This window comes from Algoriphagus oliviformis (assembly GCF_017254915.1).
In the GTDB taxonomy this organism is placed as follows: Bacteria; Bacteroidota; Bacteroidia; order Cytophagales; family Cyclobacteriaceae; genus Algoriphagus; species Algoriphagus oliviformis.
This window is the reverse complement of the sequence record NZ_JAFKCT010000005.1, coordinates 134,874-159,558: the sequence shown is the minus strand read 5'-3', so window position 1 is coordinate 159,558 and position 24,685 is coordinate 134,874. Positions and strand designations below refer to the sequence as shown.

General features: G+C 53.5%; 18 protein-coding genes and 2 tRNA genes. 6 read left to right on the top strand and 14 right to left on the bottom strand.

Annotated features, from left to right (window positions below; all coding sequences use genetic code 11):
- The first annotated feature begins 42 nt into the window (after positions 1-42).
- Both J0A68_RS13390 and J0A68_RS13385 read left to right on the top strand, forming a co-directional pair.
- Positions 43-2,499 (top strand): alpha-glucuronidase family glycosyl hydrolase, encoded by a 2,457-nt coding sequence (locus tag J0A68_RS13390; protein ID WP_206578720.1) that lies wholly within the window; start codon positions 43-45, stop codon positions 2,497-2,499.
- 182 nt (positions 2,500-2,681) lie between these two features.
- Entirely contained in the window at positions 2,682-3,065 is a 384-nt protein-coding gene (locus J0A68_RS13385) for a hypothetical protein (RefSeq protein ID WP_206578719.1), read from the top strand.
- A 150-nt stretch (positions 3,066-3,215) separates the two neighbouring features.
- Here J0A68_RS13385 and J0A68_RS13380 read toward each other — a convergent pair whose 3' ends face one another.
- The 3 genes from J0A68_RS13380 to J0A68_RS13370 are packed head-to-tail and all read right to left on the bottom strand — an operon-like array spanning position 3,216 to position 8,962.
- Positions 3,216-4,085: a hypothetical protein gene (locus J0A68_RS13380; protein ID WP_206578718.1), complete on the bottom strand. Its 870-nt coding sequence runs from the start codon at positions 4,083-4,085 to the stop codon at positions 3,216-3,218.
- A 10-nt stretch (positions 4,086-4,095) separates the two neighbouring features.
- A complete protein-coding gene (locus J0A68_RS13375) occupies positions 4,096-7,809 on the bottom strand; it encodes a T9SS type A sorting domain-containing protein (RefSeq protein WP_206578717.1) in 3,714 nt (1,237 codons plus the stop codon).
- A 55-nt stretch (positions 7,810-7,864) separates the two neighbouring features.
- Positions 7,865-8,962: a DUF1573 domain-containing protein gene (locus tag J0A68_RS13370; RefSeq protein WP_206578716.1), complete on the bottom strand. Its 1,098-nt coding sequence runs from the start codon at positions 8,960-8,962 to the stop codon at positions 7,865-7,867.
- A gap of 70 nt (positions 8,963-9,032) precedes the next feature.
- Between J0A68_RS13370 and trpS the strand changes: the two genes are divergently transcribed.
- Positions 9,033-10,007, top strand: a complete 975-nt coding sequence (trpS, locus tag J0A68_RS13365) for a tryptophan--tRNA ligase (protein ID WP_206578715.1) — start codon at positions 9,033-9,035, stop codon at positions 10,005-10,007.
- 121 nt (positions 10,008-10,128) lie between these two features.
- Here trpS and J0A68_RS13360 read toward each other — a convergent pair whose 3' ends face one another.
- The 4 genes from J0A68_RS13360 to J0A68_RS13345 all read right to left on the bottom strand — a co-directional run bounded on the left by J0A68_RS13360 (position 10,129) and on the right by J0A68_RS13345 (position 14,934).
- Positions 10,129-10,983: a PIG-L deacetylase family protein gene (locus tag J0A68_RS13360; RefSeq protein ID WP_206578714.1), complete on the bottom strand. Its 855-nt coding sequence runs from the start codon at positions 10,981-10,983 to the stop codon at positions 10,129-10,131.
- A complete protein-coding gene (locus tag J0A68_RS13355; protein WP_206578713.1) occupies positions 10,980-14,393 on the bottom strand; it encodes a HEAT repeat domain-containing protein in 3,414 nt (1,137 codons plus the stop codon). The genes J0A68_RS13360 and J0A68_RS13355 overlap by 4 nt, the downstream gene beginning before the upstream one ends.
- A gap of 339 nt (positions 14,394-14,732) precedes the next feature.
- Positions 14,733-14,804 (bottom strand) — tRNA-Glu (locus J0A68_RS13350).
- 58 nt (positions 14,805-14,862) lie between these two features.
- Positions 14,863-14,934, bottom strand: a tRNA-Glu gene (locus J0A68_RS13345).
- Positions 14,935-15,118: 184 nt separating this feature from the next.
- On the opposite strand from J0A68_RS13345, the gene gap reads away from it, so the two are divergent.
- The gene (gene gap / locus J0A68_RS13340) at positions 15,119-16,132 is read left to right on the top strand and encodes a type I glyceraldehyde-3-phosphate dehydrogenase (RefSeq protein ID WP_206578712.1); all 1,014 of its coding nucleotides are present in this window, start codon (positions 15,119-15,121) and stop codon (positions 16,130-16,132) included.
- Here the strand turns inward: gap and J0A68_RS13335 are convergent.
- The 5 genes from J0A68_RS13335 to J0A68_RS13315 all read right to left on the bottom strand — a co-directional run bounded on the left by J0A68_RS13335 (position 16,129) and on the right by J0A68_RS13315 (position 20,334).
- Complete coding sequence (locus J0A68_RS13335; RefSeq protein WP_206578711.1) at positions 16,129-17,199, bottom strand: VOC family protein; 1,071 nt, start codon at positions 17,197-17,199, stop codon at positions 16,129-16,131. The two genes, gap and J0A68_RS13335, sit on opposite strands and share 4 nt — an antisense overlap.
- 450 nt (positions 17,200-17,649) lie before the next feature.
- A complete protein-coding gene (locus J0A68_RS13330; protein ID WP_206578710.1) occupies positions 17,650-18,297 on the bottom strand; it encodes a DUF6134 family protein in 648 nt (215 codons plus the stop codon).
- Between the two features lie 41 nt (positions 18,298-18,338).
- Entirely contained in the window at positions 18,339-18,944 is a 606-nt protein-coding gene (locus tag J0A68_RS13325; RefSeq protein WP_206578709.1) for a TIGR04282 family arsenosugar biosynthesis glycosyltransferase, read from the bottom strand.
- A 2-nt stretch (positions 18,945-18,946) separates the two neighbouring features.
- A complete protein-coding gene (gene arsS / locus J0A68_RS13320; protein ID WP_206578708.1) occupies positions 18,947-20,002 on the bottom strand; it encodes an arsenosugar biosynthesis radical SAM (seleno)protein ArsS in 1,056 nt (351 codons plus the stop codon).
- A complete protein-coding gene (locus J0A68_RS13315) occupies positions 20,002-20,334 on the bottom strand; it encodes an arsenosugar biosynthesis-associated peroxidase-like protein (RefSeq protein WP_206578707.1) in 333 nt (110 codons plus the stop codon). Before J0A68_RS13315 ends, arsS begins: the two co-directional genes overlap by 1 nt.
- A gap of 196 nt (positions 20,335-20,530) precedes the next feature.
- Here J0A68_RS13315 and J0A68_RS13310 point away from each other — a divergent pair, with 196 nt between their 5' ends.
- Positions 20,531-21,169 (top strand): peroxiredoxin, encoded by a 639-nt coding sequence (locus J0A68_RS13310; RefSeq protein ID WP_206578706.1) that lies wholly within the window; start codon positions 20,531-20,533, stop codon positions 21,167-21,169.
- An 81-nt stretch (positions 21,170-21,250) separates the two neighbouring features.
- Here the strand turns inward: J0A68_RS13310 and J0A68_RS13305 are convergent, their stop codons facing one another.
- Both J0A68_RS13305 and J0A68_RS13300 read right to left on the bottom strand, forming a co-directional pair.
- Entirely contained in the window at positions 21,251-21,919 is a 669-nt protein-coding gene (locus J0A68_RS13305; protein WP_206578705.1) for a beta/alpha barrel domain-containing protein, read from the bottom strand.
- Positions 21,919-22,911, bottom strand: a complete 993-nt coding sequence (locus tag J0A68_RS13300) for a sugar kinase (RefSeq protein ID WP_206578704.1) — start codon at positions 22,909-22,911, stop codon at positions 21,919-21,921. The genes J0A68_RS13305 and J0A68_RS13300 overlap by 1 nt, the downstream gene beginning before the upstream one ends.
- A 49-nt stretch (positions 22,912-22,960) precedes the next feature.
- On the opposite strand from J0A68_RS13300, the gene J0A68_RS13295 reads away from it, so the two are divergent.
- On the top strand, positions 22,961-24,595 hold the full coding sequence (locus J0A68_RS13295) for a UxaA family hydrolase (RefSeq protein ID WP_206578703.1): 1,635 nt from the start codon (positions 22,961-22,963) through the stop codon (positions 24,593-24,595).
- Positions 24,596-24,685: the final 90 nt, after the last annotated feature.

The window sequence follows — 24,685 nt, the reverse complement described above, 5'->3', positions numbered from 1 at the left end:
TATATCATGGGAGAAGAAAGAACCTTTTTCAGCCCCTAGCCCATGATATCCGCGACTTTCCCGAGACTGATCCTAGTCTGCTTCCTGCTGGGATTTTTCACTTTCCATGCAGCCGAGGCACAAGACATGCTGGACTTTTCCCAAACCTCACTCTATGTCCCAAAAAACGAAGCGAAAGAGCTGGAGCAGGTCATCCTCGTGCTTCAGGAGGAAGTGCAAAAGCGTTCCGGACTGCAAGTCCAGAAGGCAAAAAAGCTAGAATCAACCCAACCGCAACTGGTGTTGACTCTTGGTCAGGCCGAGCTCCCCGAAAATCTCTCCGCTCCCCTCCGTACCTTGGAAGCCATCAACGACGAGGGATACCGGATTGTGGTGCTATCCGTCGAGCAGAAGGTCGTGATCGAAGCCAAAACCAAGCGTGGGGCTTTGTACGGTGTGGGGAAACTTCTGAGAAAAATGGAGCTAAGCGCTGGCGAGATTCTCATTCCCCAGAGTCTCAATCTGGCCTCCTCGCCCCGATACGAAATCCGCGGTCACCAGCTCGGATACCGGCCCAAAACCAACAGCTACGATGCCTGGTCTGTGGAGCAGTTTGACCAATATATCCGTGACCTGGCGATCTTCGGTGCCAACAGCATCGAGATCATGCCCCCGCGTACCGACGATGACTTCACCAGCAGGCACATGCAGCTGCCAGCCATCAACATGATCCGGGAGCAGTCCAGAATCTGCGAAAAATACGACTTGGACGTGTGGATGTGGTATCCCAACATGGGCCAGGACTATGTGCATCCAGACTCCCTCAGAAAGGAAATCGAGGAGCGTCGCGAGGTGTTTTCCACCGTACCGCGACTGGATCACCTCTTCATTCCCGGCGGAGATCCCGGCGATGTGGAGCCGGAGGTACTCTTTGATTGGCTGGAGCAGCAGGCGGGCATTCTCAACGAATACCACCCCAAGGCCAAAATCTGGATTTCGCCCCAGGTATTCCGCCCGACCAAGGAATGGTTTGATATCTTCTTTGCCCATGTCAACCAAAATCCGGAATGGCTGGGCGGCGTGGTCTTTGGACCTTGGGTCAAAATCCCGATCGATGAAATACGCGACAGACTAAACCGGGACATTCCCATCCGCAGATATCCCGACATCACCCACAGCCTCAGTTCCCAATATCCGATACCAAGATGGGATCTGGCCTGGGCGATCACCCTGGGCAGGGAATGCATCAATCCCCGTCCCAACGACGAAAAAATGATCCACAATGCCCTGGATCAGTACGCCAACGGAAGCATCTCCTACTCCGAAGGCACCAATGATGACCTGAACAAGTTCATCTGGAGTGACCAGGACTGGAATCCCGAGACCGCCGAAATCGAAACCCTGAGAGACTACGCCCGCTACTTTATCGATGCGGATATGGCCGAAGAGCTAGCGCAGGCTTTTGTGGCCTTGGAGCAAAATATCAGAGGTCCCCTTCTGACCAACACGGACGTACAAAACACCCTGCGGCAATGGGTGGCTATTGAGAAAAAAAGCAGTCCAACAGTCAGGAAAAACTTCCGCTTCCAGATGGGGCTGATCCGGGCCTACTTTGATGCCTATATCCAAAAGCGCGTGGTGCGCGAAACCTGGCTGGAGCAAAACGCCCTCGAGCAACTTGGAAACTACGAGGAACTCGGCACCAGCTCCGCCATCCACCTCAGCAAGGCCACCCTAGCAGCAGCCTGGGAGGAGCCAGTTGCGCTGGATCTGAAGAAAAAATGTGAATCGCTCGCCGATGAACTCTACGAAAGCATCGGAGCCCAACTGACCGTGGAGCGGCACGGGGCGATGGGAGGCCGAGGCAACTTCATAGACAATATTGACAACCCCCTGAACGATGTCGCCTGGATCTATAGCCAGCTTGCCAAAGCCGAAAGTGCGGCTACGGAAGAAGAAAGGGCAGCGATCATCTCAGAAACTTTGCACCGAACCGATCCAGGGCCGGGAGGTTTTTACGACAATTTTGGTGATCCATCCAGCTGGGAACGGGTGGTATTTCGCTACGACCTGGCCAAAGACCCGGGAAATCTGAGAACGCCCAGGGTCAGCTTTGGCGTAGGCCTCAAGGACCAAGAATGGGTACACGAGGTCACTGCCAAGGGCTTTGAAGGCGATGCCGCACCGAAAGCCTGGATGCATCAGGTCACCGCACTATATGACCTGCCGCTGGAGATTTTTTACGACCGTCTTGATCCCGAAAGTACCTACACGATCCGGGTAGCCTACACGGGAAGGTTTAGGTCCAGGATGAAGATGACTGCCGACGGACTTCCAGTCCATGACTATATCCAGACGGGATCCCAGCCGATCTACGAGTTTCCACTCCCATCGGAGGCGATCAAAGACGGCAACGTGACCTTTGCTTGGACCTGTGGGGAAGCGGGACGCGGCGCGCAGGTTTCGGAGATTTGGATCATCAGAAATGACGACGAGGACACGCAAAGACGGAATCGCTAAACGGGACAGCGCAAGCCAAGGTTCTTACGTACGGACGTGTGCCATATAAGTCGCCAAAAGACCGGCGAGTCAGCGTCAAAAACCATTCTTTCCTCGATACCGCGTTGCATTTCCCCCTTTGCTTTTTAATCTGAAGGAATGAAAGCCAGCTTGGATTTGTCCAAATTTCATTATCTTCTGACATGAAACTCGCTGGAATCTTTGCGCTGGTTTTCCTTTTCTTCACCGCCTGCCACATTCAGGACGGTGGTCCACGAGGCGTTTTTATCCGCGTGCACAACAACTCCGACGTCAGCTTTGAAAGCGTCACCGTACAGTCCGGAAACCAGGAAAGGACTTTTGGGGAAGTGCTCTCCCGCTCCCAATCCGAGTACCGCCAGTTTGACTATGCGTTCAGATACGGCTCGGTTTGGCTTCGCGCCGGAGGCCGCGACTTTTCCCTGATCCCGGATGACTATGTGGGAGAGACACCCCTGCGGGACGGGTACTACACCTATCGCGTAGGCCTCAGCTCTGCCAATCTTGCGGACGCCGAGCTGACTTTTGACCTGGTCGAGGATGACTGATCGCCGGTCCGTTACCTTTGTTCACTTTCGGAAATCATCGCTTTTTTTTGGAATATTGAAAAATTGGCTGAGGCCCCGGGAAAACCCTTGAGGAGGTAATTGTTGGAAAACAGCGACAAAATCAGCCTTTGGCTACTTCCGTCTTCCAGCTTATTTCACCTTCCCCGGGTTTTCCAAGATTTCCCGCAGGTCGTCGGGGTTGTTCTTTTGCTTTCCCGTCAGCAGATAAAGCACCATTCCCGCATCCGAGGGGTCAAACTCCTCCCCTTTTTGCGCGGCCTGAAGTCGGCCATAGAGCCAGTCCCAAGAACCTTTGGAGAAAGGCTTTCCATCTTTCTTGTCCGAGTTTTTCAGCCAATCATAGCGGGTCAGCTCCGTCTTCAGCCCCTCGTAGTCCCCGCCTCCATTTTGGTCGGCAATGTGGTCTAGCTGTAGGCCTTTCGGGCCAAATTTCTCCTCCATCTTGGCCCAAGTCCAGCCTTCGTGCTTTTCCCAGTCGTAGGGCTTGTCAGCGTGTTCGTCATTCCAAACCGAGTGTGAAATCAGCCGAACATACTTCAGCTTGGTGGAATCGGCCTCGTTGATCGCATCGCCCACGACCTCCATGGGTCCAGCGGCAATGATGGTGAGCGGGTCCTTTGCGGAGCTTTTGTTGATCTGCAGGGTGAGCTCGATCACGGCATAGTTTGGGGCGGCCGCGGCCTCGATGAACCTTGTCTTTTTAAAGCCAAAGGTCTTTGCCCCGATGAAGGCACTTTCGCGCATCTGGTTTGCGGCATCCGGTTTCTCCTTGTTTGACCCCCAGATGTGGTCGCTGAAGACATAAACGACCAATTGGTCTTGGAGCTCCCGCGCCGAAAGTAGCGCCAAGCTCATCGGCGTGGCCGCCCAGTCATCCTCGTCATGCTCATTGCCATCAGAGCTGATCACGATCCTTCCCTTGCTGTAGGGGATGGTTTGGGCGAAAGAAAAGAGCTGGAGAGCGATGAAAAAGAGGGCGAAAAAGGAAAAGCGCTTCATGGGTTTGGGTTTAGTTGAGAATCATCAGCTTACCAAAATAGGTTTTTTGGCCTTCACCGACAATCCAAATCAGGTACGTTCCCTTAGCCATTCGGTTTAGGGAAATCTCAAGTTTCGAATCGTCGAGGACGGCAATCGCAACGCTGCCAGTCACTTCTTTTCCCTCCGTCGAGAACAGCTGAATCTGGGGACCTCCAGCCAAAGCCCCATCCGGCAGCTCCACCAAAACGCGGTCAGAAGCTGGATTAGGGTAAAGCTTCAGCTCAAGCGCTTGACTCACCGGCTTTCCGATCAAACCCGAAATCGTCAGCGTAAACGCCTTGAGCATGGCGGCGCAGCCCGCCTCGTTGCGAAGCTCGACGGAATAGTCACCAGATTCGTTTGCGGTAAACGTCCGGCTCGTCGCGCCGCTGATTTTCTCCCCATTCCTATACCACTGATAGGAAAAGCTTCCTTCCGGCGCTCGGAGCACGTTCCCGTCCACCACGATCTCGCCAACGGGCTTGGGAGCGACTTGGACTTCAAAGGCGGCCGTTTCGGAAAGACATCCACCCACGTATCGGATCACCGCATGATAGCTTCCCGCCTCGGATACTTCGAGCGCTTTGCCTGTTTGGCCGGGGACTTCGACGCCGTTTCTTCGCCAGCGCACTACCTCAAAAGCCTTGGAGGAGCTAAGCGCCAACACCGCCTTTTCACCCTGACAAAATAGCTGCGGACCGGAAATCGCGACTTTTTCCGGCTCGGAACGCACCACCGATACCTGTGCTACTGCTTCCGTCACGTTGCCAGAAGTATCCTCAGCACGGATTGTCACCGAAAACTCCTTGCTCGCATCCTCACAGACAAAGCGGTTTTTACTTATGGTCAGGGATTTGATCCCGCAGTTGTCGCCAGACTCGGAGAGAAGCATTTGGGGACTGATTTCGGCCACGCCTTTCATCACGTCCAGTTCGAGACTGATATTTTTGGGTACCAAAACTGGTTTGGTTTCGTCCTTCACCAGCACGGGAACTTTCAGCTCCCAGGTGTCTCCTCCCGGCTTTTTGATCCATACAGTAACCTGGCTTTCGCCCAGGTTTTCGCAGGAAAAAAGAGTCTGGCCCAAGGTCACTTCCAAGCTCGTATCTGCCAATGGCCAAGTCACCAATACATCCTGGGGGCGTAATTCGGCCTTTCCCTCTGCTCCCAAAACCAGCTCCACCGACTCCTTGATCTTCCATGGAACATCCGCAAAGCGGATCTCCGTCTTTCGCGATTCCACCGCGCAGTCGGAACCCTTGGGGTAAAGCCTCGCCCAATACGTACCCGGCTCACCGGTCAGGATTGCGTTTCCTTTCTCTATATCCAGGCGCTGCCCGTTGCGGTACCAGCCCTCCAGCGTAAACTCAAACTCACTGCCCAGACGAATCTCGGCCTTTTGTCCGACGGTGTACTGCGAGCCGGACTCGGGAGAAATGGAGATCTTCTGGGATTCAATCGAGGGAAGCGAGAGTACCAGGACTTCTCGGCTCTGGTTGCCACTGTGGTCGATGGCCTCGATGACGACTTCCATGGGCAAGTGGTATTCGCTGCAAGAGATGCGGGTTTTGTTGATTGCAAGCGTCTTGACCCCGCAATTGTCCGTCACCGACGACACAAAATCCTCCGCCTTGATCTCCAAAAAGCCCTTTGCCAAATCAAATTGGAGATTGTGGGTTTTCAGGTTGATTTTAGGAGCGGTTGTGTCTTTGACTTTCACCAGCACCACTTTCGTCCAAGAGTTCCCCTTGGAGTCGCTGATTTTGAGTTCGTTTTCCGTCCCCTCCAGATCCGCACAACTGTACTCGGTGCGTCTCGAGAAACTCGCCGTCCAGTCCGCCTGAACTTCATTTTTGAGATAATCTTTGAGTGCGGTGGAGGCTTTCCCGTTTTCATCAAGCTCCAAGGATATCTCGGAAAGAAAATCCGGTGAAACAACCTGCTCTTCCAGTTCGACCAAGATCCGCAGCTTGTCGTCATAGACGCGACGCTCCACACGTTGGAGGTTGTAGTTTTGATCCAAAACCGGAAAGGCGTAAACGGGCTCAAAATCGATCTGCGCGAAGGTTTTGTTTCCGTCCTTTACCCTTTTAAGATTGACTTCCAAGTGGCCGTAGTGCTTGCCGCCATCGACCAAAACCGGATTTGCACCGGAAGTATCCCATTTCTCGACGGACTTTTGGTCGGCAGTCCATTGAGAGAACTCATTGTAGTCCAAGGTAGCGAGCGGATTGTTGTCCCAATCCCGCTTCACTCCACGCATGCCGTCCCCCGCTACGCCCACGTCATAGTATTGCACGCCTTTGCCGTCTCCGTCGAGATCCACGAAGCTCCGCTCGAAAAGCTCATCGTGTCCGGCCAAGACTGCGATGACTCCATATTTTTCGAAAAGCGGATGCAACACCCGCATCGGAGTGCCACCTTGGCCTGTCGCTAGCTCATGGTTCATCGGCACGCCATGCTCTCCGGAGCTGAACGGGATGTGATGAAACTGCACGAAAATCAGGCGCCCCGCCTCACTGGCCTGCTTCAGGTTTACTTCCAGCCAGGCATACTGGGGAGTGCCTGGGCCAAAACCGGAAAGGTCGCTTCCGCCAGCAGCGTCATATTGCGCTTGGGTATAGTTTTCCTGGGTGTCGGTGCCCGGCCCGGTGTAGGCTTTCCCCTTGAGCTTTTGCTCGGCTGGCGTATCGGAGGTTTTGGCATCGGGGGTACCATTGGACGAATCCAGTGTGAGAATGGTCAAGGGCCCGTAGTCGGTGCGGTAGTAGCTCTGTCGGTGCTTTTGCAGGGGATCGGTGGTGGGGATATCAAAAAACGCGTGAAATCTCGAACGGCCGACAATCGGATTGAATACTCCCAGCTCATTGGTACCATAGCCATTGTTTACACCACCATACGACTCCCAATTTCCAAGGGCGGCCACGATGGGATAGCCCGACAGGCCAGAATCAAACTCTCCCGCATTGTGTCGCCAGAATTCGTCCCAAGCCGGCATATAGCCTCCCCCCTGCACCAAGTCTCCCGGCATCAGCATCAGGTCGGGCTTTCTGGCATTGATGATCTCCAAATTGGCGGCGTAGCCTTCCGTCTCGGTCAGGACGTAATTTGGCAACTCGATTCCCTGCTCCGTCGTAGATCCAAACTTCTGCTTCCAGGCCGTCGGAACGGGATAAAATCGCACCAAGGGCTGGCCAGGATACCAGGCGCGGTGGGTCACCCTCCCCCGTGGTTCGGTCTCGGAGTCCGACAGCGCTACGAAACGGATGGATTCCCAGGCTTTGGGATCGGGAGCGGACTTGAATTTACCATGGTACTTTTGCTCCCCGAGCGTCACCTCATAGCTAATCTCCTCGCCAAAAGGCACCCGAAACGTGAAATCATATCGAAAGTATAATTCTGCGCCGATCCAGCTCTGGCCGGCCAGTCCCGTGATGGTCTGTGATTTTTCCGCATGGGTGTAGTAGAGCTCTTTTGCTTCTACTCCCGCGACGTCGGCAGAAGCGACCTGCACCCCTTTTGAGTCTCTGACCACGACCTTTGAGGCATGGGCTTGGCCGGAAAACCACCGGAGCTGAACCAGATTTTGGTCAGTAGCTTGGAGGTAGGGAAAAATCCTAAAATTACTCTGGGAATAGGCCGAAAGGCCGGAAAAAAGTGACCAGCACACCGTCAAAACCAAGATCCGAAAGACTAGTCTCATATCGAAGAAATCGGCTTGAATCACGGGATTTTTCCCCAATTAAACAAAGCTTCGTTTATTCAATCCTGCTCTTCACCACGATCAGCTGCACGGGATTCACCGGATCGTTGGAAAAGACATAGATGTTGCGCTGGTCTATTCCTTTTCTTCCGGCAGGATCAAAGACGATGCTCAATTCCATGCTTTCCCCCGGCTCCAAACTGGCCTTGGGAGCTTCCAGCACCAGACACTCGCAGTTGCCTTCCACTTTCCGAATTTCCAAAGTCTGCCTGCCCTGGTTGGTCAGCGTGACTGACCTCCTCACCACTGCCTTGGAGCTGATTTCCTTCAGATCCACCTCTTTTTGGGCGATGACCAGCTGTGGCACTTGGTTGAGGTCGCTTTTCTGGATCGGGGCAAAATATTGGAACAAGTCGGCAATGATCTCCAGCTTCACTTCGGAAGAAGGCACATTTTCCCAGCGAATGGGCACGATATCCTCGAAAAAGCCCAGGTCATTTTTCAGCTTGCCGTCATAGCGCACCATGAGCAGACCTCGCTCTTTGGGACGAACAAACTGCTGCACCTGGGAAATCTGGATATGCGGTGGAGTCACCGACCTCAGCGCCCCCTTGTCCAGCAGCGCTTCTCCGCGGTTGAAAAACTCCACGTATTTGATCTTGGGCTCATTGTCAAAGACGTCGCCCATATTCACTTTCCGCAGGCGAAAACCCAAAGGCCCACGCAAAATGGGATAGGCCCGCTGCAGATCGGAAGGATAGGGAATCGAAATCCCCTCCAGATACAAGGAATCCTGAATGCCGGAGAGATTGCCGCGTACCACGATCAGCTTGGAGAAAAATCCCGCCGAAGAAGTGGGGTCAAAGGACACGGTCACCTTGCCGGACTCCCCTACCTGAAGGGTATCCTGCGTGTATTCGACTGCCGTACAGCCGCACTCGGGGATCACTTCCTCGATGAAAAACAGGGAATCCTGGGTGTGGGTAAACTCAAACTCCGCCTGCTGCAGTCCCTCTTCCTCCAGTACCGTACCGATGTTGATCCGGTTGACTTTCCAGATCAACTTGGGCACATCGCCCTGCTGAGCACGGGCAATGGATAGGGAAAACAGGGTACTAAACGCTAGAAAAAGGGTAAAAGCAAAACGGTTCATAGCTGCAATTAACGCATAATTTCACCTTCATTTTAGGTTGATTTACGTAATTTGCCCCAAATTTAAGCAAATGGCAAGAGTACTCACGGGCATCCAAAGCTCCGGTCGCCCGCACTTGGGCAACATCCTGGGGGCTATCGTACCGGCAATCAAGCTGATCGAACAAAACCAGGAAGAAGCGTTCATTTTTATCGCAGATTTCCACTCCCTTACCTCCGGCAAGGACGGTGAACTGCGCAAGCAAAACACCCTGGCGGTGGCCGCTGCCTGGCTTGCCTTTGGCCTGGACATCGAAAAGACGACCTTTTACCGCCAGTCCCGCATCCCTGAGGTGACCGAACTCACCTGGTACCTCAATTGCTTCACTCCCTACCCCATGCTGGCCAATGCGCACAGCTTCAAGGACAAGTCTGCGCGCCTGGCAGATGTGAATGCGGGCTTGTTTACCTATCCCGTGCTGATGGCGTCGGACATCCTGCTCTACTCAGCCGACCTGGTGCCGGTGGGAAAAGACCAGCTGCAGCACCTGGAGATGACGCGGGACATCGCCAGCACCTTCAATCGCATCATGGAAGAGGATATCTTGGTGATACCCGAACCCCGAATCAGCGAGGAGGTGATGATCATCCCCGGCACCGACGGGCAGAAGATGAGCAAGTCCTACAACAACTACATCGACATCTTCCTGCCTGAAAAAGAGCTGAAGAAAAACGTAAACTCCATCGTGACCGACAGTACACCGCTGGAGGAGCCCAAAGATCCGGACACCTGCCACGTCTTCAGGCTCTACAGCCTACTCGCTACCGCGGAGCAAACCGAAAAAATGCGTGCAAACTACCTCGGCGGCAACTATGGCTATGGACATGCCAAGAAGGAACTGCTCGAGCTCATCCTGAGCAACTACGCCAAAGAGCGGGAAAGCTTCAACTTCTTTATGGCCCATCCCGAAGAGGTCGAAAAACGCCTCGCCGAGGGCGAGCAAAAAGCCCGTACCATCGCCATGGATGTGCTAAATCGGGTAAGGGAAAAGCTGGGATTTAAATAGAGTAGAAAGTAGCTAGACGCTAGTAGCAAGACAGGTCAGCAGGAAAGTGTAAGTGGTGAGTGGTCAGTAGTAAGTGGTTAAAGGGACGACTTACTACTTACTATTTACTGCTAACAAGCAATCACTTCACTTCTCGGAAGTACTCCCGGTCAAAGATCCTCGAATAGATCCACGTAGGCACATTGTCGTGGAAGGGCATCAAGTCTTTCAGCACCGCTTGCTGGGTGGCGTGCGCCTGCATGACGTCGAGCGTCCGGGGGAAATATTCGCGGGTTTGCACCGAAAAGTCCGGCTCGGGAAGGCCAAGGTTGGGGTCTTCTGGGTAGTTTTTTTGAAAGCCCGAGGAAAGCTTCAGCGCCAGCTTGACCTGCTTTTTGCAGAGTGTGACTTGATACATCTCTCCAGGCGAAAAGCCCTCGTTACCTTTGTTTTCCAGAAAAACTTCCTCTACCGCCTGACCGGTAAGTCTATGGTCTGGATGGCCGTACAGGCCGACTTTGGAGTCATAGGAGATCAGCACGTCGGGTTGGATTTGCTCGATCAGCTCGCGGACGGCCGCCTTCAGCGAGTCCAGACCGACCTCCTCCAGGCCACTGTCGGGGTAGTTTTTCATATGCAGCTGGTCCGCGCCGATCAGCGCAGCGGCCTTCTGCATCTCGTCGGTCCTAAGCTTGGCGAGCTGGACTTCGTCCGCTATCCCTGAGGAATTTCCTTTTTCCCCGCGGGTAAGGCAGACCATTTGGATTTCGTGCCCTTCTTCCTTCAGCTTCATCAGCGTCCCGGCCACCGTCACCTCATCATCTGGATGGGGAAAAACTACCAACACGCGGTATTTGGGCTCTCCCTTCACCAATTGCTCCTGTTGGGGCACATCGTGGTCATGCAGGTGGTTTTTCCCAAAAAGGATCAAGATCCAGGGAGAAAGCAGCAGGATAAACCCGATGAGACCCAACGAAACAATCAATAATTTCTTCATTCTGTTCTTCTCAAGGTACTCAGGTAGCTGACCAAGTCGCGGATCTCCCGCTTGCTCAGGAGGTCGCCCATGTTTGGCATGCTGGATGGAGCCATCTGCGAGGACTTGATGTCTTTCTTGGCGATGACCTGGTCTTCGGTGCCGACTTTCACGGTCATGGAGCTGGCGTCCTCCGACATCATGGTGCCGGCTACTTTGTCACCGGAATTGAGCTCCACGGAGATGAACCCGAACCCAGGCGACAGACGCTTGCTCGGCTCTACCAACGCAATCAACAACTCCTCTCTGGAAAGTGTGACGCCGATCTTGTCCAGTGGCGGACCGGCATTACCGCCCATGTCATCGTAGGCATGGCAGCGGATACATTGGGCAGTTTGGTTTTCGAAGAAGATCCTCCTGCCCTGCCGCACGTTTCCTTCTGCCAAAGCTCCCGCAAACTGCTTCCAGCGCTCGCCGCCGGATTTCGCCTCCAAGAGGGCGTCAAACTGGCTTTTCAGCTCAGCGGAACCCGTGGCGGTGATCGCCTCCTCCAGCTCCACCCAAGTCGCATCGGGGAGTTTTCCCGACTCGAAATCGGAAAGGATAATTTTCCACACCGGCAAGTCTTTGCTATCCTCCAAAGCTCCCAAAGTCAAAAGTGCCGTCTGCTTCTCAGGATTGGTTCGCTTCTGGATGACATCGGTGAGGAGAGCGACTTTCTGGTCACTGGCGAGCGAGGTCTCGGCCAAAAGCCCCAGTCCGGCTACGCGCAGCTGCTGGGCGTTGCTGTTCATGGCTTCGGTGATGGCATCGCCGAGATTTGGCGCGTTCATAGCTACGATGGAGTTTAATGCTTGGACTTTGACCATTTCCGAAGGGTCGGCTTTCAGCTTCGCCATGAGCACGTCCGCCGCATCGGTCATTTCCAGTTTGCCCATCGCCTTCAGCGACTCCATGCGTACATTCTCCTCCTTGGCATTGGCCTGTGCCACTAGGGTGGTTTTGGCTTTCTCCCTGATCGAGGCAGCATCCCTGCTGACCTCACCTCTATAGCGACCGTCCACACGGTCCACCAGCGATGGCTTAGCCCAAGTACCGATCGTAGCGATCGCTTCCTGTCGCAGCGCTTCGGGCACGTTTGCTTTTCCCAAATAGGCAATCACCTGATCCAGGTTTTCATCCTTGCCCACGCGCTGGTTGGCGCTGATCACCCGGCGGATGAGGGCTTCGTTTTGGAAAGGCGTGGTATTAAGTATCGCCCCGAGTGCCGGAAGTGCGGCAGGCACGGAGAAATCGTCATGTATGGCACGGGCTGCCTCTGTCACGATCAGCTCGTCAGAATCGCCGAGAAACTTGGCCAGCTCGGGAGACTCCAGCCTTCTCAAGGCGATCACTGCGCCCATTCTCACCGCCTTGGAGGGATGGGTAGAAAGCGCGGCAATCGGCTGTACCTGTCCGATGCGGGACAAAGCCAGCGTAGCCGCATGGCGGATGTAGGCGTCCTCGTCGTTGTTTGATTCCAAGAGCGCGATCAAAGGGTGGACGGCATCCGCATTTTTGCTGCGACCTATGGCCTCAGCGCTGAAAAAGCGCACCCGGGCGTTTTCGTCTTTCAGTCCGGCGATCAGGTCATTCCCTGCTTTGTCGTAGCGAATGTCCCCCAACCACTTGGCGGCTTGGGCTCGGATCTCGGGATCAGAATCCTTCAGCAAAGGCACGATTGCATCCGCATGCTTCCTATCCACCAGCCTGGCCAGCTGACTCAAGCCAACGATGGCGTGAATGCGGGCCAATTGGTTGCTTTTGTCGGCGACCACTTCCTGGAAGACTTTGGCCCCTTTGTCACCTCTTTTGGCCAGTTCAAACTGCGCCTTTCTTCTAACCCTTTGGTCTTCAAAAGCCAGCTTTGGCTTCAATTCACCTTCGGAAAGTGTCTTGTAATCCGCCTTGATTTCGGCTTCGGTTTGCTTTTGCAAAGCCCAACCTGCCGCGGTCTCGTCGGTCAATCTCCAGATTCTACCGTAATATTTGTCGTCCCAGCCATTGACAAAGTCACCCATAAAGAGCGATCCGTCCGGGGCAAAGTCTATCCCGGTGGGCAGGAAGCCCCCGATGATCTTTTCGGTCTTGGTCATCTCAAAGGTCGCACCCTTGGGCTGCAGTTGGAAGGCATGTAGGCCTGAGCTAGCCGCGCTTCCTACGAACTCTACTAGGAGAAAGTGGTCTTTCCAGCGCTCGCCAAGGCCAGTTCCCGGATTGAAGACCATGCCTGTCGGGCCGCTGACGTAGTTTTGGATGCAAGGGGTGATGAATGCCGCCTGTCCTTCCCAGCGTGGGAGGTACAGCTTCTCATCCATCCATACTTTATAGGTATTGTTGTCTGGATCGCGATATTTGCCAAACTGCCAGTTGATTCTCCATCCAGAGTCGGAGCCGTTGGTCAGGTAGACCAGTCGCTCTTTTTCACCGGCATGGTCGCCGTCGTTGTCTTCGGAGATGAGGTTGTTGTAGTTATCAAAGACAAACTCATGGGTATTGCGTACGCCCATGGCAAAGACTTCAAAGTCGCTGCCGTCGGGATTGGCCCGGGCGATCACCCCCCGGTTGGGGTATTTCCATTCGGTTCCGTCGGCGCTTTTGCCGTTGAAGCCGATATCGCCCACTCCCCAGTAGATTCTTCCGTCAGGGCCCATCTCCACGCCGGACATGCCGTGCCCACCGAAACCGATGTGTACGCCATAGCCATGGGAAAGCGAGGTCTTTTCGTCCATGATGCCGTCCCCATTTTTGTCCACCAGTCTCCAGAGATCCGGCCCTGAAGCGACAAACATCGCATCCTCGGTCGTCAGCACACTGCCTGCCACGTCCGTGACGTCGTCATTGAAGTCCTTCACTTGCACCTGAGACCAGTCTGCGAGGCCGTCTCCGTCCGTATCGCGCAGCTTGATGACCTCGTTGTCCTCCACGGTCATGTCACGCCAGTCGTGGGAGCCGTCGCCATTGAGATCGGCCAGCCAGGTATTTTCGGAGGATCGCTCCGGAGAAAGCTCCGAGCGGAGAAAAGCGCTTTTGTCTTCGATGGTCTGGATAGCAATGGATCGTATCTCCCAGGACTGGTGTCCACGAATGTCAAATTCCGAGGTAGTCCTGCGTGGGGAGCGGGTGTAAAAGACCTCTCCGGCGTCGTTGACGTGAATACCGATGGGATCCTGCACCAGGGAATCCACCGCCCAGACTTCCAGCTTGAGCCCTTCGGCGAGCTGGGGACTGATGGATTTTCTGGCGGCATCCGCCTGCACGGCGATTTCTTCCTTGGTCAGGGTCTTGATGCGGAGGTCTACCGGCTCCTCTTTTTTGCAGGATGAAAAGGCAATAAGACCGGCCAGAACGAGGGTACTGAGATGAATCGGTTGGTTTTGGGGTTTGCGCATAGGTTTGACTAATTGGACACCCAAAGTATGAAAAATGGAAACAAACTGATAGCCGCTGATATAAATGGGATACATGACGATCCGCATTCTTGCCAGTAAACAAATTTGCTTCTTCAACCCGGTCGGAAGACCGATGACCGATGACCGAAGTAGGGCAAAGCCCAAATTTTAGAGTTCTTTCGGATTGTCACGGCTACCTATTGGCATAAAAGCGGATAATCATATTTGGGTAAAAAACAAAAATCCCGATCAAAGACCGGGATTTTTATTCACTTTAACCACTAACAACCATAAAACAAAAATAATTTAAGACACTTGGTGATTGAGCCTTGGGTCTTGTAGTCCGTACGGGAATCGAACCCGTGTTTTATCCGTGAAAGGGATACGTCCTAACCCCTAGACGAACGGACCATAGGGGAATAAAAATTGCAATACACTGACTTTAAACTCTCAAAATCAGCAACTTATGTAGTCCGTACGGGAATCGAACCCGTGTTTTATCCGTGAAAGGGATACGTCCTAACCCCTAGACGAACGGACCATAAAAGCCTCGGAAAACGTCCTTTTCCGAAAGGTTGTGCAAATATAGACGGTCAGATTTATAAACCCAAAAGCAGCACAAAAATTTCTTTGGAAAAAAGGTAAAAAGCTGAACCAAAGGCCCAAAATTTTGATTCGAAAATAGTCCCAGCCTTTAGCTAATTTCGCAGAGACAAAAAACCGACATGAGTCCAGAAGTAACGACTACCAAGATTGCCATCAATGGATTTGGCCGAATCGGCCGCTATACCGCCAAGCTCCTACTAGCCCATCCCACCATGCAGCTGGTCGCCATCAACGACCTGGCCGACAACCAGGCGATCTCCCACCTGCTGAAGTACGACTCCGTTCATGGAAAATTCGAGGGGAAGGTCCAGGTAGAAGGTGACCTCCTCACTGTAAACGGGCAAGCCATACGCCTCTTCTCCAAAGCCAATCCGGAAGAACTCCCTTGGAAAGAACTCGGTGTCGATCTGGTGATCGAGTGCACGGGCAGATTTACCCACCGGGAGGGCGCCGAAAAACACCAGAAAGCGGGCGCAAAAAAAGTCATCATCTCCGCACCTGTACAGGACACCAGCATCCCCATGGTCGTGCTGGGCGTCAACGAAAGCATACTGGACGGATCGGAAACGATCATTTCCAACGCCTCCTGCACCACCAACTGCCTCGCACCGATGATCCAGGTTTTGGAGGAAAACTTCGGAGTGGTCAAGGGCTACGCCTCGACTGTCCACTCCTATACCAATGACCAAAACCTGCACGACGCTCCCCATCGCGATCTGCGCAGAGCCCGTGCCGCCGCCTACTCCATCATCCCCACCACGACAAATGCCGGAAAGGCGTTGGATAGGGTGTTGCCCATGTTGGAGGGAAAAATCGAGGCATCGGCCATGCGGGTACCTGTGCCTGACGGCTCCTTGACCGATCTGATCGTGGAGCTTAAGCGGGAAGTCAGCACCGAAGAGGTCAACCAAGCTTATTTACGTGCCGAAGAAAGCACCCTGCGAGGATTTTTGCAGGTGGAGTCAGACCCCATCGTGTCCATGGACATCCTGGGCAACCCCCACTCCTGCATCATCGACAGCGAGCTCACTTCGGCCAAGGGAAACCTGGTAAAGGTCGTAGGCTGGTACGACAACGAGTCCGGCTACGCCAACAGGCTGGTAAACTTGGTAGAGAAAATTTCCGGGATCTAGGCTTTTACCCGATTGAGAGCCAACAGCTTCACCAGAAACTTGGGGAGGTTCTTTTTGTGGTCTCGGTTCTTGAGGTTGAGGTAGAGGTTCCACTTCTGGAGAATGGGCACGCGATGCGTTTCCACAAACTCGATCAGCGTCTGGTCAAAGTCTTCCAGGTACCCGAAGTGACCCGAGGCGCTTCCCATGTCAAAGCTATCTTCGCTATCGACGGTAAACGGAAACCCCGCCTCACCGGCCTTTTTCTTCAGATTTCGCATGCCATTCACATCCAGGCAGCAGTGGATAAAACCCAGGTCGCCCCAGAGCCTGTCTTTGAAAATCTGCCTGGACTCCCTTCCCTGCACCTCGATCAGCTCGATCTGTGCCGGGCAAAGCAAGGCACCAAACGCGCCTGGGTTGCCTTCGCAAGGCATGGACAGCAGCGCCCTTTTGAAAGTCTCGCCCTTTCCGGGAAGGTCTTCGAAAACAGCTTTTTCCTTGTAGTGCAGCACCGAAAAACCCAGAATATCCTGATAGAGGGAGATGGACTTTTCCAAGTCCGACACGCCGATCACCACTCCCAAGACACCTCCCGTGGGTGAGGTGTTTTCGGAAAACCAGTTGGAATCCTCCACGATCTGGAACACGTTGTCAAAGGGATCTTTGATGAAAAAATTCCCGGTGCGATTCGGGGCCTTGGAGGGCTGGGTCAGAATGGTCGCGCCACAGCCTTTCAGATGCTCAAAAGCCCTGCTGAGATTCCTCACACGGATCTTTGCGGCATAGATGCCCAAGTCGCCCGGCCGGACCTCAAAATCGCTGGGCCCCGGTGTCCGGCTGGTAAACTGCCAGATCTCAAATCCGCCCCCGCCCTGCATGTTCATGGCGAGTACGGCATGGCGCGATTCGGCTTTTCCGTTGGTATAGCGTGTCATGAGATTGGCCGTGGCCTCGTCCTCAAAGACCGGCACGTCCATAGAGAAGGCCTTTCGGTACCAAGACCAGGACTTGTGCACATCCTTTACGCCTATGCCGATTTGTTGGATTCCGTTGATTTGGTAAGACTTTTCTAGCAATTGCCCCATTGTAATGTATTGTTGAGTACCTAGTTTTTAGCTTTTCCGCAGTAACACCATGAGAATCAATGTAAACACCTACCGATTAGCTGGTTGTACCCTTATCCAGGATGGGTCCCGGTACACTTTCGCAGAAATATGTATTGAACTTCGGATGATTGTCGGATAAAATTAACTGAAGAATCCTGCCCGGTCGAGGGAGTTTTAGACCACCTCGTCGCCTCCCAAACTGGCCTTCATATCCTACAATGTATTGAAAAAATCACGGGATATAAACAATCTGACCCAAACACATTTCCAAAAAAGCCATGGAATGTTTTAAACCAGTGTTTTAAACCAAAAAACCTGCTTGTTACAAGCCCTTGTCCCAAAAAAATCGAATTTTGGGACAAAATACCGATGGCAAGAAGGGCAATTGTCGATCGATGCTTTTTCTTCCAAACCCCGAATCCGAGCTCCTCAATCCACTCGCCTGTATTGGAAATTTTTGATCGGATTCTCCAGTACTACCTTCAGCAGGTCTCCTCCCTGATAGGTATATTCGTTTTCGTTGCCATTGAGGGTCGTCGTGTATACTCCCGCCTCCGTTTTCTCTATGGACGTGGTGAGTCCGTAGACTTCGGATAGGAACGTCTTCCCCTCCTCCATCTCTTCGAAAAAGGTCTTTGCGGAGCACCACTGGACCATGCCCTGCACCGGCTTGTCGTTTTCAAACTTGTAGGATTCGGCATCCACCACGTACTTCTTTCCATCCCAGTAAATGCTCGAGGCAAAGTTGCCGCGATTGGTGTTGGACTTGGACAGGCTCTTGACGAAATACCCATCCACGTACTTGGAGTGCGTGAAAATCTCCACGTCCACATTGCCAAAAAACCAAAACTTGACATTGCTTTGGGCCAGGTAGTGCAGCGTATCCCCCACCTGGTAGCGCTTCACATTGAGATCCCCGATCTTCAGGCCCAGCACTTGGATTTCAAACTTGATCGACTCGGGTTTGGTCTGGGAAAAGGAAGGACTGGCCAGGCAAAAAACAGCGCAAAGCAGTAAAATCCGGAAAAAACACTTCCCCGGATTTCTGGTTTTTGATAGGCTGGTTGGGTTGGACATCATGGGCGCTTTTCCTCCAATATATAAAATATGGGGAAAGTTTAGGCTCGTGAAGGATTAGTCTTGGAAGAAAAGTTCTCCCAGTCCTCCAGGGTATCGACGTCCGAGCGGATTTTCAAAAACTCGTAATCCATCCCCTCGCGATCGGCGATATCCAGCGTCCTCTCCAGCACCGTAGCGGTACTCCAGGGGATCCCGGAAAATAACTGTGGGTAAAAACCCTTCATTCCCAGGAGGTAGTAGCCTCCATCGCGAGCAGGCCCGATCACCAGATCATTGTGGCTAAGTACCAAAAAGGCACTGTTGAGATCTGAGGTATGGAGCTCCGGGCAATCGGTACCGATAATCACGGCATCGGAATAGCCCTTGGAAAAGACCATGCGGAAGGCGTTGCTCATGCGCTCCCCCAAATCGCCTCCCTCCTGCACCGCAAAACTATAGCCAGGCAGGTGGTGCTCGGCATCTTCCGGGACAAAGTCGGAATAGAAGAGGAACTTGTCCACCTTCACCTCGCCGGCCACCCCATGCGTATAGGAGGTCAGCCAATTGTAGATCTCCAGCGCTTTATCCTCACCAGCAGTGGCCGCGATGCGGGTCTTTACGGTTCCCCGCGTCGCGTTTTTCTGGAAAATAATCAAACAGGACATCATTACACTGTAGCCCCTCCACAGCTGGATCCAGCACCGGCCGTGCAGCCGAAGCAGTGGTTGTTGACCTCTATTGCCCGGGTCGAAAGTGCCTGGGAATCCCAATCCCGCAGATGGACTCCACCGGGAACTGCCACCTTCAAGTCCAGCATCTGGTTGAAGTCACAGTCATAGAGGTAGCCGTCCCAGCCTACAGAGATCGTATTGCGACACATCACGCCTGCCGCGGCAGCGGGGTTGAAGCTATCCAGGAGCTTTTCCATGTAGCTCTCGTAGTTGCCCGAATTGATGAGATAGTCCAAGAATCTGGAAATGGGAAGATTGGTAATGGTAAAGAGTGAGTTGAAAGCGACGCCAAACCGGTCCCAAAGCTTCTTTTTGAATTCCGCCTCAAGTCCGGCTTGGGAAGCCGGCAGAAAAGCCCCGGATGGATTGTACACCAAGTTCAGCGTCAAGCCGGAGCCTTCCTTTCCATAGCCCACTGCGTTGAGCAGCTGGAGGGCTTCGAGTGATTTACCGAAAACCCCCTCGCCGCGCTGGGAATCGGTCTTCATTGCCGTGAAATAGGGCAAGGATGACACGACCTCCACGCCATTCTCCTTATAAAACTCCGGCAAATCCCTAAAGCGGGGATTGGCTAGGATGATGGTCAGATTGCAACGGACGATGATCTTGATGTCCGGCCGAAGCGCACGGATCTCTTCAACAAACCATCTGAAGTCCGGATTCATTTCCGGCGCACCGCCGGTGAGGTCCACACAGTTGAGGGATCGCTCCCGCCTGATCACATCCAGACAGAGCGACATGGTGTCGCGATCCATGATTTCCTTGCGGTCAGGGCCGGCGTCTACATGGCAATGCTTGCAGGTTTGGTTGCACATCTTGCCCAGATTGGCCTGAAAGATCTCCAGGGCCGTGGGCCGCAGCGGATACATCCCTATCCGCTCCAGGAAATGGTGAAAGTGACCTTCCGTCCCGCCGGGGTGCCTTTGCTCCAAAACATCCAGCTCAACAGTCGGGTCCGAAAGACTATGTTGCTGTGCCTTGAGTGACTTCATCACATCGATATTTCCTTGATCTTGTTCATCATCTGGGTGCTGTGTACCAGCGAAGCTCCACCCCGGATGGCCGCAGCCACGTGGACGGCCTCCATCATCTGCTCCTCATCACAGCCTTTCTCCAGGGTGTCGGTAGTATAGGCGTCGATGCAGTAAGGGCATTGCAGGGCGTGGGCGACGGCGAGCGCGATGAGGGATTTCTCCCTTGCGGTCAGCGCGCCTTCGGCAAAGACTTCATTGTAATAGGAAAAAAACTTGTCGGCCATGGATTTTTGGAGTTCACCTATGCTGCCAAATTTTTTAAGGTCTTCAGGATTGTAGTAGGTTTTCATATAGGGGTTGAAATTATTCGGAAAGATATACGAATCAATGGTCGGATAGAGATCATTCCGCTGTCAAGCTTAGCAACAATATCCAAAAACGATTCGGAAAAGGAACAAAAGAAACGCCGCATTCCCTTTCGATTGTTCCGGATTTTAACCTTAAATTTATCCTATTAAATCTATAGACTTTAAATAACCAATCATTATGGCACTACGACTAGGGGACACCGCTCCCGATTTTTCCGCAGAAACCACAGAAGGCACCATCCACTTCCACGAATACCTCGGCGACGGATGGGGAGTATTATTCTCACACCCCGCAGACTACACCCCGGTGTGTACCACCGAGCTGGGTGCGGTAGCCAAGCTTCGGGATGAGTTTACCAAGAGAAACACCAAGGTCATCGCCCTAAGCGTGGACGGGCTGGACAGCCACAAATCCTGGATCGGAGACATCAACGAAACCCAAAACACCGTGGTGAACTTTCCGATCATCGCCGACCAGGACCGCAAAGTCTCTGAACTCTATGACATGATCCATCCCAACTCCAACGAAAACTTTACAGTGAGGTCAGTCTTTGTCATCGGACCCGACAAGAAAATCAAGCTCATCATCACCTATCCTGCCAGCACGGGGAGAAACTTTGACGAACTGCTGCGCGTGATCGATTCCCTTCAGCTCACCGCAAACTACTCCGTGGCGACTCCGGCCAACTGGAAGCATGGAGACGATGTGGTCGTCGCTCCGGCTATCAAAACGGAGGATATTCCAGCGAAATTCCCCAAAGGCCACAAGGTCGTCAAGCCCTACCTGAGAATGACGCCCCAGCCCAACATCGACTGATCGCAGCGAATGAAACATAAAAAAGCCCCGAAAATCGCGATTTTCGGGGCTTTTCTGTTTTCTGAAGAAAGCGGACTAGACTTAGCTCTTACCTTCTTGCAGGGACTTTATAATGTCCATCGCCTCAGATACAGAAGTCTTGATCGTCTCAAAATCCCGCTTGGCAATGAGGTCTTTTCTGAAAAGCTGCGAGCCCATCCCCACGCAGAGTACCCCTGCGTCAAACCATTTTTTCATGCTTGGCAGCGTAGGCTCCACCCCACCAGTCGGGATCAGCTCGATCTTAGGCAGCACCGCATGCACCGAGGGGACAAAGTCCGGACCCAAGACATTGGCCGGATAGATCTTCACCAGCTCTGAGCCAAGCTCCTGGGCTTGAAAAACCTCCGTCACCGTGCCACAGCCCGGGATCCAAGGGACATCGACCTTGCTGCAATAGTCACCCAGCTTTGGGTTCATGACGGGTGCCACGATGAATTCCGCCCCCATGTCGATGAACTCTTCCGCTTCATGGGAATGGTAGATCGTACCGGCACCCAGATAGAGGCCCGGTAGCTTGTCTGCTGCTTCTTTGATTTTTGGAAAAATGGATTTGGCTTCCTTCCCGCGATTGACCATCTCGATCACGCGCACGCCGCCCTCATAGGCTGCGTGTAGGAGATCGAGGCAAACCTGCTCGTCGGGATGGAAGAAAATAGGCATCATGCCACCGGCATGCATGCGCTGGATAAAAGGTGTTGGGTTTCTCATTATCGCTTGATTTTGCCGACAGCTTCACCGCTGGCGAGGTCTTTTACTTCTTGTAGTGAGCAAAGCAGGACATCGCCGGGCACGGAGTGCTTGATGGCACCCGCCGCCATGGCAAATTCGATGGCTTCATTCGGCTTCATGTGGAGCAATCCATAGATCAGTCCCCCAGCGAAGGCATCGCCGGTCCCCACCCGGTCCACGATGTGGGTGAGGTCATAGCTCCGGGAGCTGTAGGTTTCGTCTCTGCCATAGAGAAAAGCAGTCATCGTATTGTGGGAGGAGCTGTGCGACTCCCGGTCAGTCTTCACCAAATACTGGAGCTGGGGATAGCGCTCAAACACTTTTTGTCGGGCATCCTCAAAGTTCTTGAAGTCCTCGTTGAGACACTGCTTGAAATCCCGGGTACCCGCGATGAACACGTTGGTCAGCTCCATCAGGGCAGGCATGACTTCATGGGGCTCTTTGCCAAACTTCCAGAGATTGCTTCTATAGTTCAGGTCACCGCTCACGGTCACGCCCCGTTTTTGGGCCTCCTGCAGCGCCTTGAGCGTCAGGTCGGCGCATTCCTTGGACAGCGCCGGGGAGATCCCCGACCAGTGAAACCAGCTGGCTCCTTCGAAGATCGCATCCCAGTCGAGGTCCTTTCCATCAAAGCCCGCGAAAGCCGAACCGGCCCGGTCATAGATCACTTGGGAGCTGCGCTGCATCGCGCCATTTTCGAGGAAATAGATCCCCATCCTGCCGGGAATATGGGGGATAAACTGGGTGTCGATGCCGTTTTTGCGGAGCTGCCCGGAGGCGGCCCAGCCGATCTCGCTATCGGGAAAAGCGGTCAGATGCGCGACGTGCTCGCCCCAATAAGCGATGGCCGCACCTACGTTGGCTTCAGATCCGCCAAATTCAACATCTAGGGACTGCGCCTGAAAAAAACGCTGGTTTCCCGGAGGCGAAAGTCTGAGCATGACTTCCCCAAGTGTGATTATTTTCTTCATCGAAGAATAAATTTTTCTCTAGTTTTGACCAAGTTAAGGAATAAAAATCATGAACAATACTTCCCTCCTTCTCGACCCATCGGACAATGTAGGAGTCGCTCTCACCGACCTAGAACCAGGCCAAAAAGTAGCTCTAAACGGCCTAGAGCTTGAAATCCAGGAATTTGTCGCTGCCAAACACAAGTTTGCCATGCGGGATTTCCAGCCCGGCGAAGACATCCTCATGTACGGCACCATCGTCGGAGAGGCTACCCAGGCCATACCGCTGGGCCACGCCATCACCCTTCAAAACATCCACCACAAAACCCGCGAATACACCGCCGACCCCGGTAAATTCACCTGGTCGGCTCCCGATGTATCCAAGTGGAAAGACCGCACCTTCAACGGCTATTTAAGAGCTGACAATCAAGTAGGTACAGCTAATTACTGGTTGGTTTTGCCCATGGTTTTCTGTGAAAACACCAACGTGCTTTTGCTCAAAGAAGCCTTCGAAAACGCACTGGGCTTCACCACTCCAAACCCCTACGAAGTCCAGATCAAAAACCTCATTTCTGGCGTGCAGGGCAAAAAAATTACGGAAACGGTTGCGGATACAGCCGTGGCTGAGGATGGTAGGATTTTCGAAAACCTAGACGGCATCCGCTTCCTCACCCACGACCTGGGCTGCGGCGGTACACGGCACGACGCAGAGACCCTCTGTGCCCTCCTCGCAGGCTACATCAACCACCCCAACGTCGCCGGAGCCACCGTGCTGAGCTTGGGTTGCCAAAATGCCCAAACCAGCATCATGCTGGACAAACTGTCCAAAATCCAAAAAGGAAAAGGCAAGCCTATCGTCATCTGCGAGCAGCAGCAGGAAGGCACCACGGAAGTCCTGATCCAAAAGGCCATCCGGGAGACCTTTGAAGGGCTCGTGGAAGCCAATAAAATCACCCGACAGCCAGTCCCTCTGAGCAAGCTCGTCATCGGACTGGAATGTGGCGGTTCAGACGGTTTTTCGGGGATCTCCGCCAACCCGACCTTGGGTCGTGTATCCGATCTGGTGGTGGCCTTGGGCGGATCGGCGATCCTCTCCGAATTTCCGGAACTTTGCGGAGCCGAGCAAAACCTCATCAACCGCTGCGCCGACCAGGAAATGGCAGACAAATTTGTCCATCTAATGGAAACCTACAACGAGGCCGCCAAGCGGGTAGGCAGCGGCTTTGACATGAACCCAAGCCCGGGAAACATCAAAGATGGACTCCTCACCGACGCGATCAAGTCTTGTGGCGCCGCCAAAAAAGGTGGCTCCGCACCCATTGCCGACATCCTGGACTATACCGAATATGTCAAAAACCCAGGCTTGAACCTCCTCTGCACCCCAGGAAATGACGTGGAAAGCACGACCGGACTCGCAGGCAGCGGGGCAAACATCATCCTCTTCACCACCGGACTCGGCACGCCTACCGGCAACCCGGTCTGCCCGGTGATCAAGGTATCCACCAACACCAAGATGGCCACCCGCATGGCCGACATCATCGACTTCAACGCAGGCACGATCATCTCTGGCGAGGACAACCTCGAGTCGGCAGGTGACAAGCTTCTGGATCTGGTCATCCAAGTCGCCAGCGGCGAGGTGACCACCAAAGCGGAAAAGAACAAAAACTACGACTTCATCCCCTGGAAGCGGGGAGTGTCGCTCTAAAAAACCAAAACGCCTCGGATATCCGGGGCGTTTTTTTTGACAGCTTCTGGAAAAGCATTACCGCTTTTTTTACCACGGAGTACGCGGAGG